This window comes from Amycolatopsis sp. NBC_01286 (genome assembly GCF_035982555.1).
Classification (GTDB): Bacteria; Actinomycetota; Actinomycetes; order Mycobacteriales; family Pseudonocardiaceae; genus Amycolatopsis.
In genome coordinates, this window is sequence record NZ_CP108428.1 from 1,905,896 (window position 1) to 1,922,929 (window position 17,034).

The following is a 17,034-nucleotide window of genomic DNA, read 5'->3' on the forward strand; positions in this document are numbered from 1 at the left end:
CCGCCCGGTGATCCGGACGGGGCACACGTATTTCGAGGCGCGGGACCGCTCAACGCTGAGCGGACGCGCCGGTCAGGGACTTGCCGCCCCCGCTGTCCTCGGTGTCGATCTGCTCGATCGGCACCTGCGACGTCTCCGGGATCTTGATGATCGGGATGATCGCGATCAGGGCCGCCGCCATCAGGTAGTACGCGGGCCAGTCCGGGTTGCCGGTGCTCTGGATCAACGCCGTCACGATGACACCGCAGGTACCACCGAACAGCGACGTCGAGATGTTGTAGCCGATCGCGAACGAGCCGTACCGGACGCGGGTCGGGAACATCGCCGGGAACGTCGAGCCGATCACCGCGAGCATCAGCACCAGCAGGATCGCCACGATCAGGAACCCGACGAACAGCCACAGGATGCTGCCGGACTGCATCAGCTTGAGCGACGGCCAGCTCAGCACCAGGAACCCGATGGCCGCGGTGAGCAGCAGCGGCTTCCGGCCGATCTTGTCGGACAGCGCGCCGAGCGGCACGATGATCGCCATCTGCAGGACCTCGACCGCGATGATGATCAGCGTCGACGTGTTGTCGTTGATCTTCAGCGTTTCCGTGAAGTACGTCGGCATCGTGGTCAGCAGCAGGTAGTCCGCGACGTTCAGCAGCAGCACGATGCCGATCAGGTTGAGGATCATCCGCCAGTTGCGGGTGAAGATCTCCTTGAGCGGCGCCTTGCGCGGCTTCTCGCCCGAGGCCTCCAGCCGGCGGAACTCGGGGGTGTCCTCGAGCTTGTTCCGCAGGTAGAGCCCGACCAGGCCCAGCGGCAGCGCGACGAAGAACGGGATCCGCCAGCCCCAGGCGTCGACCTGGTCGGCCGACAGCGAGAGCGTCACGGCGAGCACCACGAGGTTGCCGAGCACGTACCCGGCGAGCGTCCCCAGTTCGAGGAAGCTGCCGAAGAAGCCCCGGCGTTTCGTCGGCGAGTACTCGGCGATGAACGTCGCCGCGCCGCCGTACTCACCGCCGGTGGAGAAGCCCTGGATGATGCGCAGGAGCAGGATCGCGATCGGGGCCGCGATGCCCATGCTGTAGCCGCCGGAGTACGTCGGCAGCACGCCCACCAGGAACGTGCAGCCCGACATCAGCAGGATCGTGATGGCCAGGACCTTCTGGCGGCCGATCTTGTCCCCGAGCGGGCCGAAGAACGCCCCGCCGAACGGCCGCACGATGAACCCGACCGCCAGCAGGGCCAGTGACTTGAGCACGGCGTTGCCGTCGCCGGGGAAGAACTCCGAGCCGATGCTGACGGCGATCGCGCCCGAGGTGAAGACGCCGTAGTCGTACCACTCGGTGGCGTTGCCCATCGCGGACGCCCACACGGCGCGCTTGACGGTTCTCTCGTCCACTTCCGGTTTGCCCGTCGTAGCTGCTGGTTCGCTCATGCCGGCGACGACCTCCTCCGTAGCGTGCCCGTTGGGCCGTTCGAGCTCATCCAGCCAGTCTCGACCGGTTGCCGCAGGTCGGCAGTCTGAGCCGGAGAATCTCTACAGTGGGGAACTTTCCGGCTACTGAGAGGTGTAGGTTGCCCGGTCACGTCGCGGGCCGGACGAAGCGGACGACTACCCGCGAGTTAACGTCAGCGCATGAGTCGTGTTTCTCAACCCTGGCCGCCGGTACCGGTGGAGCCGGCGGTCCCGCACCCCAAGGCGCCGGAACCCGGCACCGAGCTGGGCGTGCACTTCGGCGAGTGCTTCGGCTGCGGTGACGAGGCCGACGCCGGGCTGCACCTGCGCTCGACCGTCGGTGAGGGCCAGGTCGTGCACTCGCGGTTCACCGTCACCGCGGCCCACCAGGGCGCGCCCGGGCTCGCTCACGGCGGCCTCCTGGCCTGCGCGTTCGACGAGGCGCTCGGCTCGACGGTGGGCAACCTGATGCGCCGCCCGGCGGTCACCGGGAAGCTGGAGACGGACTTCCGCCGCCCGGTGCCGGTCGGTTCGACGCTGTTCATCACCGCGCACCTCGACGGCATCGCCGGCCGCAAGATCTACGTCAGCGCGGACGGCCGCCTCGACGCCGAGGACGGCCCGATCGCGGTGAGCGCCCGCGCGCTGTTCATCGTGGTGGGCTTCGACCACTTCTCCAACCACGGCGACCCGCAGGCGCTGGAGAAGCTGGCCGCCCAGCACGAGAAGAACCAGCGCGAACGCGGCGACTGGGAGATCAACCCCTGACGCGCGTCACTCTCCCGGAGAAAGTGCCGCTTAGGTGAGGGTGCGGGGTCGGATGGCGTTCGCCTTGTCCACCAGCTCCACGCGCTGCTCGACCGTCGCCGCCAGGCGGGCCAGGGCCCGGTAGCAGCGCTCCAGGCCGAAGCGCAGCTCACGCTCCTCCAGCGGGCAGCCCAGCACCCGCGCTCCCGGCGTCGGCGGGCCCTGGCGAGGGCCGCGAAGCCACTCGTACGCGGCTTCGAGCACTCCCGCCGACAGGCTCGTACGGCGCTCCGCGTCCAGGCGGAGGCGCTCCAGCCGGGCCGACGCGTCGAGCAGGTCGTGCTCGGCGACCAGCGCTTCCTTGCCCGCCGCCCGGGTCGCGGTCGTCTTGATCTTGATCGCGGCGACCTGCGCGTCGACGTAGTGCGTCGACGACGACGGCACCATCTCGAGCACCTCGACCGCGCTGGTCCGCGCACCTTGCGCGAGGTACACCCGGGCCAGGCCGAACGCGGCGCTGACGTAACTGCGGTCCGTGCGCCAGACCAGCTCGTAGAAGCGCGCGGCCGCGAAGTAGTCGCCGACCCCTTCGGCGCTGACGCCCAGCGCCAGCTTCGGCGCGATCTCGCCCGGCAGGTCGTCGTACACCGCTTCGAACGCGACGTGCGCGACGCGCGAGCGGCCGCCCGCCAGCTCGATCAGGCCGCGGTACCAGTCGATCCGCCAGTCGTGCGGGAAGCCGTTCTTGATGGCCAGGTACTGCGCCGCCTGCAGCTGCCGCTGCGCCTCGGACAGCTCGCCCAGCTCGATCCGGGCGCGGACGATCCGCAGCCGCACCTCGATCGACTCCCGCGGCGCGCCGGCCAGCGCTTCGATCGCGCCACGCGGCTCGAGCGACGTCGTCGTGGCGAGCACGCCCGCCGCCGGGTCGTCCGTGTCGACCTGCGGGATCGGCAGGCCGGCGACGACCTCGGCCGCGCCGGGCAGCGGCACGCTCCCGCCGGCCTCCGGCACCACCAGCTGCACGCCGAACGTGCGGCTCTCCGGGCCGAACACCGTGGACGCGCCGGGCCGCGGCTTGCCGGTGCCGAGCGCCATGATCTCGCGCAGCACGCCGGTGAGCTGGTCGGCCATCTCCTCGGCGGAGAGGAACCGCCGGTCCGGGTCGGCGTGCGTCGCGCGCTTCAGGAACCGGTGGTACGAACCGAACAACGCGAACAGCGGGACCGCGTCCGACCCGGGCAGCGTCGTCTTGAACTTGCTGGTGTAGCCGGTGAACTCGAAGCTCAGCACGGCGAGCGTGCGCCCGACGGTGAACAGGTCCGACGCGATCGACGCGCCCTGCGTCGCCAGTTCCGGTGCGCTGTAACCGGTCGTGAAGAACAGCGGGCTCTCGTAGTCGTCGAGCCGCCGGACCGCGCCCAGGTCGATCAGCTTCAGCTGCTCGTTGGTCTGGATCACGTTGTCCGGCTTGAGGTCGCAGTAGAGCAGGCCCTGGCTGTGCAGATAACCCATGGCGGGCAGGATCTCCAGCCCGTACGCCAGCACCTGGCCGATCGGCAGCGGCTCCGGGCGCCGGCTTTCCCGGTGGTGCGCCAGCGCGAGCTGCCGCAGCGACTGGCCGCCGATGTACTCCATCACGATGTAGCCGACGGTCGTGCCGCTCTGGCGGTCCGGGTGCTGCACGAAGTTGTGGATCTTGACGATGTTCGGGTGCTCGACCTCGGCCAGGAAGCGCTGCTCGTTGGCCGCGGCCGCCATCGCCGTCGCGTCACCGGTGTCGATCAGTCCTTTGAGGACGACCCAGCGGTCGGACACGTTGTGGTCCTGCGCCAGGTAGATCCAGCCCAGGCCGCCGTACGCGATCGCGCCGAGGACCTCGTACTGCCCACCGACGAGCTCGTTCGGCTGCAGCTTCGGCACGAACGAGAACGGCGTGCCGCAGTTCTCGCACTTTCCTTCCGCCGCACCGGGTTTTCCGTCCTTGCCGCGGCCGACCTTCGCGCTGCAGCTGCCGCAGAAGCGCTTTTCCTCCGACACCATCGGGTTCGTCAGCACCGCGGACGCCGGGTCGCGCGCGGGGACCGGCGGGACCTCGACCAGGCCGGCGCCGAGCCGGCCGCGGCGCGAACGCGAGGTGCGCGATGACGTCCGCCGCGAAGTGCCGGGGAACGGTCCGGAGCCGGAAACCGCGGCGCTGCCACTGCCGGTTCCGGTACCCGTGCCGGTTCCGGTGCCCGTGTGCCGGCCGTCGCTGCTGCGCTCGGGCAGCACGCTCTCGGTGCCCGGGTCCGGCAGCGCGCCCGGTCCGGGCTCCGGCCGCGGGGCCGGCGGCATGATGCTCTGGGTCTCCGGGGTCGGCACCGCGAGCACGCTCGTCGGCTGCGGCGCGTTCGGATCCACCCGGACGGCCTGGGTCGGCTCCACCGACGGCGCGACGGGCGGCGCGACCTGCGGCGTGCCGGGAGGCGGGGTCACCGGGCTCATCCGGCCCGGCGGCCGGGTCGGGTCGTCCGCACCCGGGATCTGCCCGCGCACGAAGGAGGACGACTGGCCACGCGGCGGCGTCGGCGCTGTCGGCGGACGCCGGACCGGGGCGTGGAAGACGGTGCGCTCGGCGGCGGGCGGTTCGGTGTCGTCGAGGCGGCCGGAGATCGACGGCTCCGGCGTCTCCCACCGCACCGGTGGCGGCGGCTGCCAGCTCGGCGCGGCCACCTGCGGCTCGTCGTCCGGCGCGGCGTGCCGAGGACGGCGCGGCTCCTCAGACACTGCTACCTCCCAGATCCCCGACGACGTACGAGGACCGATCCTAGCCGCGAGCGGCTCACTGGTACTGCGGCGACGGCGGCGACGCCGGCCCCAGCGAGGGCTCCACCCATTTGCGGTAGCTGTCCTGCCAAGCGCCGCTGTTGCGGATGTTGTCGAGCACGGCGTTGACGTACTTGACCATGTCCGTGTTGTCCTTCGGCACGCCGATGCCGTAGTCCTCTTCGGTGAACTGGTCGCCCACGACCTGCAGCGTCGGGTCCTGCGCGGCCATCCCGGCGAGGATGGTGTCGTCGGTCGAGACGGCTTCGACCTGGCCCTGCTGGAGCATCACCAGGCAGTCCGACCAGTTGTCCACCGACACCGGCACCGGCTTCGCGGGGTCCGTCGCGATCTTCGCCAGCGACGTCGACTTCTTCGTCGCGCACACCCGCTTGCCGCTCAGGTCGGCCAGCTTGGTCACCTTCGACTCCTTGGTGACGAGGATCCGCTGACCGGCCTTGTAGTACACGGAGGAGAACTGCACCTTCGCCTTGCGCGCGCAGGTGATGCTGTAGGTCCGGACCACGATGTCGACCTGGCCCTGCGTCAGGACGTCTTCGCGCTGCGACGACGGGATCGCGCGGAACTGCACGCGCCCTTCCGGCGCACCGAAGATCGCCCGGGCGATCTCGTTGACCATGTCGATGTCGAAGCCCTCGATGTTGCCCGTGGTCGGGTTGCGGAACCCGAACAGGTACGTCGTCTGGTCGACGCCGGCGATCAGCTTCCCGCGTTCCTTGATCTTCGCCATGGTCGAGCCGTCGGCGATCGACGTCCCGCTCGGCGCGAGGCTGGCCTGCGGGTTGCAGCTGGTGTCGGTGCCGCCGCCGGCCGTCGAGTCCGGGCCGCCGACGTGCGCGGGCTGCGGCCAGGCCGCGTTGCTCACCGGCGCCGGGTCGACCGGTTTCCCGGGGCTCCCGCAGGCCGCCGTCAGCATCGCGACGACCGCCAGAGCGCCGATCCGGACCGTGTAACCCCGCCTGCTCACCGGTACTCCCTCAGTCGCTCCCGGATTCCCATGGTGGCCCCCGCCGCGGCGACGATCGCCAGCACGGCCAGGCCCGGCGCGAGGAGCGTCAGCGCGCTGTCGCCGCCGTGGGTGCTGTCGAGGAACTCCTGCCGCCCGACGTCGATCGCGTCCTGGAGGGCGTCGTCGAGCCGCCGGAACGCCGGGGCCGAGCCGTCGGTCTTGTCCTCCAGCACGGCGAAGTCGACGGCTTCCTGGTACTGCCCGGAGTCGTCCTGGGACCGGACCGTCTTGTGCGCCTTGAACCAGTCGTTCGCGGCCTTCGTCGCGTCGACGACCTTCGCGGCGCCGTCGCCGTCGGAGATCAGGCTGCGGGCTTCGCCGAGCAGGCCGCCTTGGCCGTCGGTCCCGGCCAGCTGGACGGCGTTGGTGCCGAAGTCCTTTTCGTAGGCCGCGCCGTCGCCGCGGGCGACCAGCGTCAGCGTCTCGTCCGCGCGGGCCTGCAGCGCGGCGATCCGCGCGCGCACGAGGACGTCGACGCGGTGCGAGCCGTCGTCCTGCCCGGCGCCGACCAGGCTGCCCTGCACGACCAGCGCGACCGCGCCCCACAGCAGCGACAGCACGACCGCGACCGTCGCGACGACGAGCCCGACGTTGAGCAACCGGTTCGTCCGCCGCGTCAGGTAGATCTGGGCGACGACGAGCGCGGCGAGCAGCGCGACGACCAAGATCGTGGCGAGCCACGGGAAGCCGGTGGCGCTGTCCTGCTCCTCGATCAGCTTCTCGGTGTCGACGCGGTAGAGGTCCTGGGCGGCGGGCAGGATCTTCGCCCGCATCAGCTCGGACGCCTCACGCAGGTAGGACGCGCCGACCGGGTAGCCGAGCCGGTTGTTCGACCGCGCCGTCTCGACCAGGCCGGTGTAGACGGGCAGCTGCTGGTTGAGGACGTCGACCGGGCCGGCGGCGTCGGCGACGTCACCGGAGTCCGAAGCGGCCTTCGCGAGCGCCGCGCCGGCCTCGGCGATGTCACGCTCGTAGCGCTGGCGGAGTTCGGGCGGCTCGGTGCCGATGGAGAGGAAGGCGCTCGCCGCGGTCGCGTCCGCGTCGGACAGCGAGCGGTAGACCTGCTGGGACGCGGCGGCGAGGGGCTCGCGGTGGTCGATGACGCCGGTGATCGTGTCGTCGCGGTTCTGCACCGAGAGCGTCGCGACGAGCCCGGCGACCAGGGCCAGCAGCACCAGCCCGACAGCGATGACGGTGAGCCGGCCGGGGGTGGTCGCGGCGGATCGGATGATCGCGCGTATCCCCTGGCCAGGCAGGTCCAGCAGGCCCAGGAAGCCGCTGCGGCCCCCGGCCCGGTCACGGCCCTCCGGCGCCGGCGGTGGCTTCGGCGGCGCGGGTCCGGACGCGGGCGCCGGGGGACCCGGCGCCGTCGCAGTGCTGGTCATCCCCGATTCCTCCCCATGAGCCGTACCCGCAGAAAGGTAGCCGAGTCGCCGTGCGCGCAGCCACCGGCACCGCCCGCTGTCATCAGCACGTGATCTCAGAGCCTTATTCTGGTTAGCCCGCAGCGCCCCGCGTACGGGCCGCGAGTCTGTACGGAAGTCATGCGGCGGGCGACGGCTGAATAAGGCTCTCAGAGGTGATGGGCGAGGGCGTACCGGACGGCTTCCGCGCGGTGCCGCGCACCGATCTTCGCGAAGGCGTTGTTGATGTGGGTTTTCACGGTCGTCTCGCCGATGAACAGTTCGCCCGCGATCTCCGCGTTGGTCAGGCCCCGCGCGATCAGCCCGAGGACTTCGGCTTCGCGGGCGGTCAGGCCGTCCGGCAGCTCGGCTTTGGCACGCGACGCGGGCCGGCCGTCGAGCGCGGCGACGAGCCGGTCGGAGACCGCGGCGGTGAAGATCGCCTGCCCGGCGGCCGCGGAGCGCAGCGCGGCGGCGATCTCGGTGCGGCCGGCGTCCTTGGTCAGGTAGCCGCGGGCCCCGGCGCGCAACGCGTCCGCGATCGACGTGTCGTCGGCGTAGGTCGTCAGCACGACGACGGCGGTACCGGGGTGGTCACGCCGGATCAGCCGGGTCGCGGCGACGCCGTCCAGCTCCGGCATCCGCAGGTCCATCAGCACGACGTCGGCGGGGTGCGTGACCAGCGTTTCGACGGCTTCGCGGCCGTTGCCCGCCGAGGCCACGACCGTGATGTCGTCGAGCAGGCCGAGCAGCGCGACCAGGCCTTCGCGGACGGCTTGCTGGTCGTCCGCCACGACCACCCTGATCAACTCCGCACCTCCGCGAGCACACGCCACCGGCCGGCTTCCGGGCCCGACGCCAGGGTGCCACCGGCGAGCGCGAGCCGCTCGCGCATCCCGGCCAGCCCGAAACCTTCACCTGTTCGAGTGAAGTCGCTTGTCGTGTTGACGACGTCCAGCCGGACGACGCCGGGTTCGTACGTCAACCGCATCCGGACGTCCGCACCCGGCGCGTGCTTGCCCGCGTTCGTCAGCGCCTCGCGCGCGGTGCCGACCAGCGCGACGACGGCCGCCGACGGCAACGGCCGGGAAGCGCCTTCGGCGGCGAAAGCCACGGAAACCCCGTGGTCACGGGCGTGCGCGGCCGCCACCGCGGCGAGCGCGTCGGCCAGCGGCAGGACGTCCCGGCGCAGCGCGGCGACGGCGTCGCGGGCCTCGGCCAGGCCGTCGTTGGCGAGCCGCCGGGACCGCCGGACGGTCGCGAGCGCACCGTCCACATCGGACTTCTCGGCCAGCAGCACCTCGGCCAGCTCGAGCTGGACACCCAGCGCCCCCAGCGAATGCGCGAGGACGTCGTGCAGCTCGCGCGCGATCCGGGTGCGCTCGTCGAGCGCGGCGGCGCGGGAGTGCTCGGCCTGCGCGAGCCGCGTCTGCTCCAGCAGCGCTTCCGCCTGTTTCGCCTGCACTTCGTACTGCCGCCGGTTGAGCCCGAGCAGCACGAGCAGCAGCATCACGCCCAGGTCGACGAGCCCGAGGCTCCTCCCTGCGATGGCGTACGACGCCACCGCCAGCGCGACGTCGGCCACACCGATGGCGACGATCGCGGCGACACCCACCGTGACCAGCGTCGCGAGCCGGCCCAGCGCCACGACGGACAGGACGATCGCCGACGAGTCCCCGGCCCACCCGAGCACGGCCGCCGGCACCGCACTGGCCACCGCGAGCAGCACCGCCGCCGTCCGCGGCAGCCGGTACGCCAGGACGACGAACCCGAGCCAGCACGCGGCGGAGACGCCGTAACAGGCCCAGATCCGCGCGTCCGGCTCGCGCGCGGTCAGCAGCGTCGCCGCGATGAAGAGCGTGCCGAGCGCCTGCACCACCAGCCAGGACGGCGCGATGGTGTCCGGCAGCAGCGGCCGCTTCGGCAACGCTCCCCCTCTACTTGTGGGACAGGCTGGTGATCAGCTCGACGAGGATCAGCCGGTAGGCGATGAACGCCACCAGCACGACGACGCCGATCACGGCCAGTGCGAGCACGGTCTTCCCGGTCATCTTTCCCCCACGGTTGTGTTCCGTCGCCTTGGCCAGCGCCAGGCGGATGAGATCCGACTTGTCCATGGCGCTGACGCTACGAACGAACCGGGGTGGACCGGGACCGTCGGCGGGTGGAGCCGGGGGTGGAGTTCAGCCGCGGATGGCCGGGGCGAGCGAGTGCGGCAGCACGGCTTCGGCGTTGTCCGGCCGCCGGACCAGCACCTCGACGTCGTCGGCGAAGCGGTAGGGCTTCGCGCCGAGGATGCCGCCGAAGTGCCGGCGCAACCGGGACATCTCGGCGCGGACGGTGACCGTGCGGCCGGCGTCGCCGAACAGGTCCAGCGACAGCTCGGACGCCGAGCGGCCGGCACGGCGGCTGGCCAGCACGTACAGCATCTCGGCGTGGCGCGGGCTGAGCCGGTGCGTCCAGGTCCCGGCGCCGCCCGAGACGGTCAGCTCGGGCTCGCGCGCCGACCGGACGTCCAGGACGACGCGGGTGGCCGGGGCGGTCTCGGCGTCGGACTCGGTGAGCCGGATCAGCCAGCCGCCCGGCACCGGTTCGACCGCGACGGTGCCGTACGCGGGGAGCCACGCCCGGCCCGGCGCGAGGCCGGCCGGCAGGGCGATCCGGTCGACCGGCGCGAGCCCGGCGGCCGCGGCGACCCAGCCGTGCTCGTCGGCCACGACGGCCGGCTCGCCGACCTTCGCGAGCACCGGGACGGCGAAGCCGCGAAGCCGTTCCAGCTCGGTGAGGTGGGTGGTGCGCAGCTGCGTCTCCGCCAGCCGCGTCACGGCGTCGACCAGCGCCAACGTCGACGCGTGGACGGTCGGGGCCGGGCCGGAGAGGTCGACGACGCCGAGCAGCCTGCCGTCACGCGGGTCGTGCAGCGGCGCGGCGGCGCACGTCCAGAAGTGCTGGGACCGGACATAGTGCTCGGCCGAGTACACCTGCATCGCGCGGCGCGCGACCAGTGCGGTGCCGATCGCGTTGGTGCCGACGGCCTCTTCCCGCCAGTCGGCGCCTTCGACGAACCCGAGCCGGTCGGCGTGGCGGCTGACCGCGGTGCTGCCGTCGCGCCAGAGCACCGCGCCGTCCGCGTCGACGATGACCATGATGTGCGCGGCCTGCTCGGCGAGGCTGATCAGCCCACCCCGCAGCGTCGGCATGGCCTGGACCAGGCCACTCTTGCGGCGGCGGGCTTCGAGCTGCTCGAACGTCAGCACGGGCGCGGCGGCCCGGCCCTCCGGGTCGACGCCGAGCTTGCGCATCCGTTGCCAGGACGCGTGGATCACCGGCCGCAGCCGCGCGGGCAGCGCCCGGCCGGCCACCGCCGCTTCGTGCACCTTGGCGAGGGCGCGTGCGTGCTGCCGGGGGTCGGCCCCGGCCGGCAACGCTGCCTCGAGGTCCCGTTGACCCAAACCGCCGCTCCTCGCGCTCGACCGGCCCCAGTGTGCCGTTTCGATCCCGTGATCGGTAGGTGGGGACGATCTCGCCCTTCAGGTCTTGCCCTCGGCGGCCGCGGTCTCCCGGCTACCCCGCGCCCCCGCCGTTGAGTCCACTGTGGACGGCAGACGAGCTGCGGCGGTACTCCACAACCGCCTTCGCGGCGTTGAGGACCTTCTGCGCGTCCGGGATGTAGAGGTCTTCGAGGGCGTCGGAGAACGGCACCGGTGTGTGCGGCGGCGTCACCATCTCGATCGGCGCCCGCAGCGCGCCGAACGCCTCCTTCGCGACCAGCGCGGAGATGTCCGTCGCGAGGTTGCAGCGCGGCGAGGCCTCGTCGACGACGACCAGCCGGCCGGTCTTCCCGACACTCGCCAGTATCGTTCCGGTGTCGAGCGGGCTGGTGGTGCGCGGGTCGATGACCTCGGCCTCGATGCCGGTCGCGGCCAGCTCGCCCGCGGCCTGCCGGGCCATCGCGACCATCCGGCCGATCGCCACGATCGTCACGTCGCCGCCTTCGCGGACGACGTTCGCCCGGCCGAACGGGATCGTGTAGCTGTCCTCCGGCACCTCGCCGCTGGTCTCGTAGAGCGCCCGGTGCTCGCAGAAGACCACCGGGTCGTCGTCCCTGATCGACCGGATGAGCAGGCCTTTCGCCTCGTACGGGCTCGACGGCACGACGACCTTGAGGCCGGGGATGTGCGTGAAGATCGGGTACAGGCACTGGGAATGCTGGGCCGCGGCCCGCAGCCCGGCGCCGTACGCCGTGCGGATCACCACCGGCGTGCGCGCGTTGCCGCCGAACATGTACCGGAACTTCGCCGCCTGGTTGAAGATCTGGTCGATGCCGGCGCCCATGAAATCGATGGACACGAGCTCCGCGACCGGCCGCTGCCCGCGCGTCGCGGCACCGATGGCCGCGCCGACGAACGCCGACTCGGAGGCCGGCGTGTCCAGAACACGCCCCGGGAAGAGTCCCTGGGCGGCGCCGGGAGCGCCACCGAGCACGATGACCGACTCGTCGCGGGCCATCTCCTGCGCGAGTGCCTCGTCGATCGCCTCGCGGTAGCTGATCGTGCGGGCCACGGCGGTCAGTACGACGCGTAGACGTCGGTTTCGAGGTCCGCCCGGGTCGGTTTGGGCGCGGCCTTCGCCTCGGCGACGGCGTCTTCGACGAGCTTCGCGACTTCGGCGTCGATGTCGTCCAGGACGGTTCCGAGCAGCTCGCCGCTCTCGGTGACGCGGGCGCGGAACCACGCGAGGCAGTCGAGTCCCCGTTGGTAGCGGGTGAACTTGACCTCGATCAGCGTCGGCCCGCCGCCTTCGCGGGCACGCTCGATCGCCTCGCCGGCGGCTTCGTGCACGGCGAAGAAGTCGAAGCCGTCCACGATCACGCCCGGCACGCCGAAGCCGGCGGCCCGGTCGGCGATGTTGTCCGACGCGACGGACCAGCTGCTCGACGTCGCCTCGGCGTACCCGTTGTTCTCCGCGACGAAGATCGCCGGCAGGTTCCAGGCCGCCGCGAGGTTCAGCGCCTCCAGCGTCGTCCCCTGGTTGCTTTCACTGGAGAAGGACACTCCGACACCGCCGGTGTCCTGCTGTTTCGCGGCGAGCGCGGTGCCGCAGATGAGGGGCGGGCCGGCGCCGAGCACGCCCTTCGAGAGGTCGGCGATGTGCGTCGAACCGCCTTTGCCGTGGCAGGAGCCGGTCCGGCGGCCGTAGACCTCGGCCATCATGCCCTTGACGTCGACGCCCTTGGCGATGCTGTGCCCGCGGTGGCTGCCGGCGATCGCGTCGCGGTCCCCGAGGTGGGCGCAGACCCCGGCGACCGAGGCCTCCTCACCGGCGTGGAGCTGCATGGACCCGGGGATCTCGCCGGTCGCGAACTCCGCGCGCACCCGCTCTTCGAAGGCCCGGATGGTGCGCATCGTGCGATACGCCGCCCGCAGGGTGTCCGTCATCGTCGGAGCTCCTTCGCTAGTTCGGTTCGCTGCGCAACAGCCCTTTTCGTGCCGCTTCGGCCATCGTGGCCCGGACGTCGACGCACCACGGCCCGTCCGGCTTGAGCTCGACGAACGCGCTCTCCCCGAGCTTCAGTTCGAGTTCGCGCTCGCCGTCGAGCGCGATCACCCCACCCGCCGCGGCCAGCTCGACCCGCATGCCCGGCTGCAGGACGCCCCAGCCCCGCACCCCGACCGGCCGCACCAGCCCGGGCGCGATCGGCGCGTGCACGACGTACGGCGTCTCCCCGACCGGCCCGAGCTGCAGCGCGACGCCGTCCGGGCTCGAGCGCGGGCTCGGGCAGAGCTGGCCGGCCACGCTGGAGAGGCCGATGCCGTCGGGTTCGGCGAAGGTGCAGTACAGCTCGGTGAGCGACGCCGGATCCCACAGCGCTCGCGCGCCGATGTGCCTGCTCAGGGACACGCAGACGTCGACGAGCGCGATCTCGCGGCGGGCCTTGGTGACGACTTCGAGCACGCTGACCCGGTGCGTGACCAGGTCGGGGTCGATCTGCCCGGTGGCGATCAGCCCGGCGGCGAGCCCGGCGACGGTCGCCTCCCGCGTCTGTGGGAAGGCGTTGTTGGTCCCGGTCGAGAGGGCGAGCAGCGGGACGTCTTCGCAGGCCGCGGCCGCGACGCGCGCGGTCCCGTCACCCCCGAGCACGACGATGACCCCGGCACCGGCTTCGACCATCCGGCGTACGGCGTTGCTGGTGTCCTTGGCGGTGCCGCTGAGCGGATCCTCGTCGAGGAAGTCGACGTGCGGCCAGGTCCCACCCCGCCCGAGCGCGCGCAGCACCGCGGCGGAGATGCCCCCGAGATCGGTCGAGACCATGGCCCGATCGACCCCGGCCACGGCGAACGCGGCCAGCAGCCGCTGGACCATGTTCGCCTTCTCCGCGGTGGGGAACACGGAAGCCTGCGCGACCAGCCGGCGGATGTCCCGCCCCGACGCCGGGTTCGCGACGATCCCCGCCACCGACTCGCCCAACCTGACCTCCCGATTCCCGCGTCGGGTACCAGGAGACTCCTTCGGGTGTGCCGGAGGGAAGGGTTGCAGGGCGTTGCATGTTGCGGGCTGCGTGTAACAAGGCGCGGCGAAGATCACAAAGTGGGCCGCGGTCCCGGGCGTGGCGGGGTGTGCCGTGGCCGTGCTTGATCGGCCGCGTGCCGGTCAGCGGGGCCGTGACTGCGGGCCGCCGCCGTCCTCAGGCTCGACAGATCAGTGGATGCGGCCGATCAGCCCAACGGACGTCTGAAGTGAGCAGTGTGGACAGTCCAACCTGGAGCCACACCGCCGGAGAAGAACCAACCGGCCCTCGGCGTCGTGCTCACGACACCAGGCTGGCCACGCCGACGTAGGTGAAACCCGCTTCTTCGACCGCGGTCCGGACGTCGCCCTCCGCCAGCGCGGCGTCGGCGCGCACCACGACCCGGCCGGTCGGGACGTCGACGTCCACTTCGGTCACTCCAGCCAGAGCGGTGATTTCCTCGGTGACCGACTGCGCGCAGTGCCCGCAGCTCATCCCGGAGACGGTGTACCCGTGCTCGATCATGGGGCGGAGCATACGAAAAGGGCCGCCACCCCGAACGGGTGACGGCCCTTTCCCAAGATCAAAGTCAGATCAGGTTGACCGACGTGGCCTGCGGGCCCTTCTGGCCCTGGCCGATCTCGAACTCGACGCGAGCGTTCTCTTCAAGGGTCTTGAAGCCGTTACCCTGGATCTCGCTGTAGTGAACGAAGACGTCGCCGCCACCGTTGTCGGGGGTGATGAAGCCGAACCCCTTCTCGGAGTTGAACCACTTCACAGTGCCCTGAGTCATAAAAAAGTCTCCATGTGTAACACAAAACAGGAAGCCACTTCGGCGACCCGGGTCAGCACCCGGACGGTTTGCTTCCTCGGCGAGGAGACACTACGCCCGCGGAATTCTGCGAGCGTGAGCTAACACGAACACAAAAATCGACCATCTGAAGTAAAGCACAAGTCGACCTGCGCGGACAACCCGTCTTCACCCGGGAGAGGTGAGCTATTCGCCACTCGCCGGGCGCAGGCCCTCGGCCGAGAACGGCGAACGCCAGGCCGTCTCGTGCTCGGCGACGACGACCGCGTCGTCGTGCGCCTCCGCGCTGGCGCTGAACAGCACCGGTACGACGCCGGACTTCCGCGCTGCTTCGGTCGCGTGCTGCTGATCGGCCACGTCGAAACTCCCCTCGTTCCCTGCCCGCTGCAATGCGGGTCATGACCGTGATGGTGCCATGCGGCACCGACAGAAACCGGTTGTCTCCCGCCGGGACCCGGCCGGGAAGGTTCAGCGGCGAACCACCACCGGAACACCGCCAGATTACCTCAGCCGACGCCCTGCTACCACTGAACATTCCCGGCGTTTCCCGGAATGAAACAGTCCGAAACCGTTACTGGGCGGGAGGTTGCGGGCGCGCTTGACCCAGGAGCGCCGACAACCGCACGTCGGGCGTCACCACATCGGGGTCCGTCCGCACGTCGATGACGCACGGACGCTGCCGCACCAGCGCGCTGGCGATGATCGGCTCGAGCTCCTCACGATCGTCCACCGTGTACCCGGCCGCGCCCAGTCCACGCGCCCACGAAGCGAAGTCCGTCAACGGGATCGACACCCCGGACAACCGGCCGTGGGTACGGGCCTGGTGCATGGCGAGCCCGCCGTGCAGGCCGTTCTGGAACACCACCACCATCACCGGCGCCCGGTAGCGGACGGCCGTCTCGATCTCCTGGCCGGTCATCAGGGTCCCGGCGTCCCCCACCATGGCTACCACGGTCCGCCGCGGTTCGGCCAGTTTCGCCGCCACGGCCGCCGGCACGGCGTAGCCCATCGCGGCGTTGGACGGGCCGAGCTGGCTGCGCGGCGCTGTGAAGCACCAGTACCGGTGCATGAACTGGGCGAAGTTGCCCGCGTCGCTGGTCACGATGGTGTCTTCCGGCGCCAGTTTACGCAGGGCCCGCACGACGTCCACTGGGTGGACGCGGGTGTTGCCGCTGGTGTCGGGCGGGGTCATGAAGGTGTGCACCGCGGCGTTGGCCGCCGAGGCCCGCCGCGTCCGGGGTGACGCCACGGCCCGCAGCTCCCGCAGGAACGGCTCGACCTCGGAGTCCACCCGGAACGTCAGCCCGCGCCGCCGCATGCTGACCTCGATGCCGGTGCCGACCATGACCAGCGTCTGCTGGGCCGTCGGGTAGCGGTAGGCCTGCGTCGTGACCTCGTCGAGCTGGGTGCCGAGCGCGAGCACCAAGTCAGCACGTTCCAAGGCGTCGAGCTGCCGGGCCGGGATGCCGAGCCCGAGGTGCCCGGCGTAGCGCGCGTGGTTCTCGGGGAAGGCGTCCTGGCGCCGGAAGGCGTTGTAGACGGGCAGCGCGAGCTCGTCGGCGACCGCGATCAGCTCGTCGCGCGCCGACCGCGCCCGCCCGCCGACGATGACGACCGGGTACTTCGCCTCGTCCACCAGCTGCGCCACGGCGTCCGCCGAACGGCCCAGCGTGCCGGACGCCGGCGGCCGCACCCGCGCCATCGGCTTCGCCGCGTCGTAGGGCATGCCCCAGATGTCGCAGGGCACGCCGAGCACGACCGGCCCCGGCCGCCCTTCCTGCGACGTCGTCAGCGCGTGCGCCAGCAGGCTGGGCAGGCTGTCCGGGTCGGTCACGCTCAGGGTCGACTTGGCGATCGACTCGAACATCGCCGTCAGGTCCGATGTCGGCAGCTCACCGGAGCTCCACACGGTCGGGTCGGTGGCCGGCGTCTCCAGCAGCACGACCATCGGCGTCTCGTCCTGGTAAGCCGTCTGGACACCGATAGCCAGGCTCGCCGCGCTCGGCCCCCGGCTCGCGAGGAGCACGGCGGGCCGTTCGGTGAGCTTGCCCTCCGCCTCGGCCATGAACGCCGCGCCCGCGTCGTGGCGCGCCGAGACGAGCGTGATCTCCCGCTCGCGTTGCAGCGCGTCGAGCAGTTCCAGGAAGGACTCACCGACCACCGCGTAGACACGGCGGACACGCGCCTCGGTCAGGATCCGTACGGCCGTCTGGGCGACGGTCGCTCCCAGTTGGTATCTAATGAGGAGAGCTTATGCGGGCACCGTTCAGTGCAGTCAAG

The 17,034-nt window shown here is 71.4% G+C and carries 16 protein-coding genes; 1 reads left to right on the forward strand and 15 read right to left on the reverse strand.

The window, feature by feature from the left end; all coding sequences use genetic code 11:
* Window positions 1-49: 49 nt before the first annotated feature.
* Complete coding sequence (locus OG570_RS09215) at window positions 50-1,426, reverse strand: MFS transporter (protein WP_371827614.1); 1,377 nt, start codon at window positions 1,424-1,426, stop codon at window positions 50-52.
* Window positions 1,427-1,627: 201 nt separating this feature from the next.
* Here OG570_RS09215 and OG570_RS09220 point away from each other — a divergent pair, with 201 nt between their 5' ends.
* Window positions 1,628-2,215: a PaaI family thioesterase gene (locus OG570_RS09220; protein WP_326945763.1), complete on the forward strand. Its 588-nt coding sequence runs from the start codon at window positions 1,628-1,630 to the stop codon at window positions 2,213-2,215.
* A gap of 30 nt (window positions 2,216-2,245) precedes the next feature.
* Here the strand turns inward: OG570_RS09220 and OG570_RS09225 are convergent, their stop codons facing one another.
* The 14 genes from OG570_RS09225 to OG570_RS09290 all read right to left on the reverse strand — a co-directional run bounded on the left by OG570_RS09225 (window position 2,246) and on the right by OG570_RS09290 (window position 16,984).
* The gene (locus OG570_RS09225) at window positions 2,246-4,963 is read right to left on the reverse strand and encodes a serine/threonine-protein kinase (protein ID WP_326956230.1); all 2,718 of its coding nucleotides are present in this window, start codon (window positions 4,961-4,963) and stop codon (window positions 2,246-2,248) included.
* Between the two features lie 55 nt (window positions 4,964-5,018).
* Window positions 5,019-5,939, reverse strand: a complete 921-nt coding sequence (locus OG570_RS09230; RefSeq protein ID WP_326951739.1) for a glutamate ABC transporter substrate-binding protein — start codon at window positions 5,937-5,939, stop codon at window positions 5,019-5,021.
* A gap of 47 nt (window positions 5,940-5,986) precedes the next feature.
* Window positions 5,987-7,417, reverse strand: coding sequence for a hypothetical protein (locus OG570_RS09235; protein WP_326945761.1), 1,431 nt, complete (start codon window positions 7,415-7,417; stop codon window positions 5,987-5,989).
* A gap of 188 nt (window positions 7,418-7,605) precedes the next feature.
* Window positions 7,606-8,244: a response regulator transcription factor gene (locus OG570_RS09240; RefSeq protein ID WP_326956231.1), complete on the reverse strand. Its 639-nt coding sequence runs from the start codon at window positions 8,242-8,244 to the stop codon at window positions 7,606-7,608.
* The gene (locus OG570_RS09245) at window positions 8,241-9,362 is read right to left on the reverse strand and encodes a sensor histidine kinase (protein ID WP_326956232.1); all 1,122 of its coding nucleotides are present in this window, start codon (window positions 9,360-9,362) and stop codon (window positions 8,241-8,243) included. Before OG570_RS09245 ends, OG570_RS09240 begins: the two co-directional genes overlap by 4 nt.
* 10 nt (window positions 9,363-9,372) lie before the next feature.
* A complete protein-coding gene (locus OG570_RS09250) occupies window positions 9,373-9,552 on the reverse strand; it encodes a hypothetical protein (RefSeq protein WP_326945758.1) in 180 nt (59 codons plus the stop codon).
* 66 nt (window positions 9,553-9,618) lie between these two features.
* Window positions 9,619-10,887, reverse strand: coding sequence for a GAF domain-containing protein (locus OG570_RS09255; protein WP_326956233.1), 1,269 nt, complete (start codon window positions 10,885-10,887; stop codon window positions 9,619-9,621).
* Window positions 10,888-10,999: 112 nt separating this feature from the next.
* Entirely contained in the window at window positions 11,000-11,998 is a 999-nt protein-coding gene (locus OG570_RS09260; protein WP_326956234.1) for an alpha-ketoacid dehydrogenase subunit beta, read from the reverse strand.
* Between the two features lie 5 nt (window positions 11,999-12,003).
* On the reverse strand, window positions 12,004-12,873 hold the full coding sequence (locus OG570_RS09265) for a thiamine pyrophosphate-dependent dehydrogenase E1 component subunit alpha (protein ID WP_326956235.1): 870 nt from the start codon (window positions 12,871-12,873) through the stop codon (window positions 12,004-12,006).
* A 16-nt stretch (window positions 12,874-12,889) separates the two neighbouring features.
* Entirely contained in the window at window positions 12,890-13,903 is a 1,014-nt protein-coding gene (locus tag OG570_RS09270) for an ATP-NAD kinase family protein (protein ID WP_326945754.1), read from the reverse strand.
* 340 nt (window positions 13,904-14,243) lie between these two features.
* The gene (locus OG570_RS09275) at window positions 14,244-14,468 is read right to left on the reverse strand and encodes a heavy-metal-associated domain-containing protein (RefSeq protein WP_326956236.1); all 225 of its coding nucleotides are present in this window, start codon (window positions 14,466-14,468) and stop codon (window positions 14,244-14,246) included.
* A gap of 64 nt (window positions 14,469-14,532) precedes the next feature.
* Window positions 14,533-14,736: a cold-shock protein gene (locus OG570_RS09280; RefSeq protein WP_247060113.1), complete on the reverse strand. Its 204-nt coding sequence runs from the start codon at window positions 14,734-14,736 to the stop codon at window positions 14,533-14,535.
* Between the two features lie 204 nt (window positions 14,737-14,940).
* Complete coding sequence (locus OG570_RS09285) at window positions 14,941-15,111, reverse strand: hypothetical protein (protein ID WP_247060111.1); 171 nt, start codon at window positions 15,109-15,111, stop codon at window positions 14,941-14,943.
* 214 nt (window positions 15,112-15,325) lie between these two features.
* The gene (locus OG570_RS09290; RefSeq protein WP_247063879.1) at window positions 15,326-16,984 is read right to left on the reverse strand and encodes a thiamine pyrophosphate-dependent enzyme; all 1,659 of its coding nucleotides are present in this window, start codon (window positions 16,982-16,984) and stop codon (window positions 15,326-15,328) included.
* Window positions 16,985-17,034 lie beyond the last annotated feature (50 nt).

What these genes read in the sequence shown, in the direction of transcription:
- OG570_RS09250 (WP_326945758.1), bottom strand. Translation starts at nt 9,552, where the DNA reads ATGGACAAGTCGGATCTCATCCGCCTGGCGCTGGCCAAGGCGACGGAA.
- OG570_RS09275 (WP_326956236.1), bottom strand. Translation starts at nt 14,468, where the DNA reads ATGATCGAGCACGGGTACACCGTCTCCGGGATGAGCTGCGGGCACTGC.
- OG570_RS09265 (WP_326956235.1), bottom strand. Translation starts at nt 12,873, where the DNA reads ATGACGGACACCCTGCGGGCGGCGTATCGCACGATGCGCACCATCCGG.
- OG570_RS09280 (WP_247060113.1), bottom strand. Translation starts at nt 14,736, where the DNA reads ATGACTCAGGGCACTGTGAAGTGGTTCAACTCCGAGAAGGGGTTCGGC.
- OG570_RS09230 (WP_326951739.1), bottom strand. Translation starts at nt 5,939, where the DNA reads ATGCTGACGGCGGCCTGCGGGAGCCCCGGGAAACCGGTCGACCCGGCG.
- OG570_RS09220 (WP_326945763.1), top strand. Translation starts at nt 1,628, where the DNA reads ATGAGTCGTGTTTCTCAACCCTGGCCGCCGGTACCGGTGGAGCCGGCG.
- OG570_RS09215 (WP_371827614.1), bottom strand. Translation starts at nt 1,426, where the DNA reads ATGAGCGAACCAGCAGCTACGACGGGCAAACCGGAAGTGGACGAGAGA.
- OG570_RS09235 (WP_326945761.1), bottom strand. Translation starts at nt 7,417, where the DNA reads ATGACCAGCACTGCGACGGCGCCGGGTCCCCCGGCGCCCGCGTCCGGA.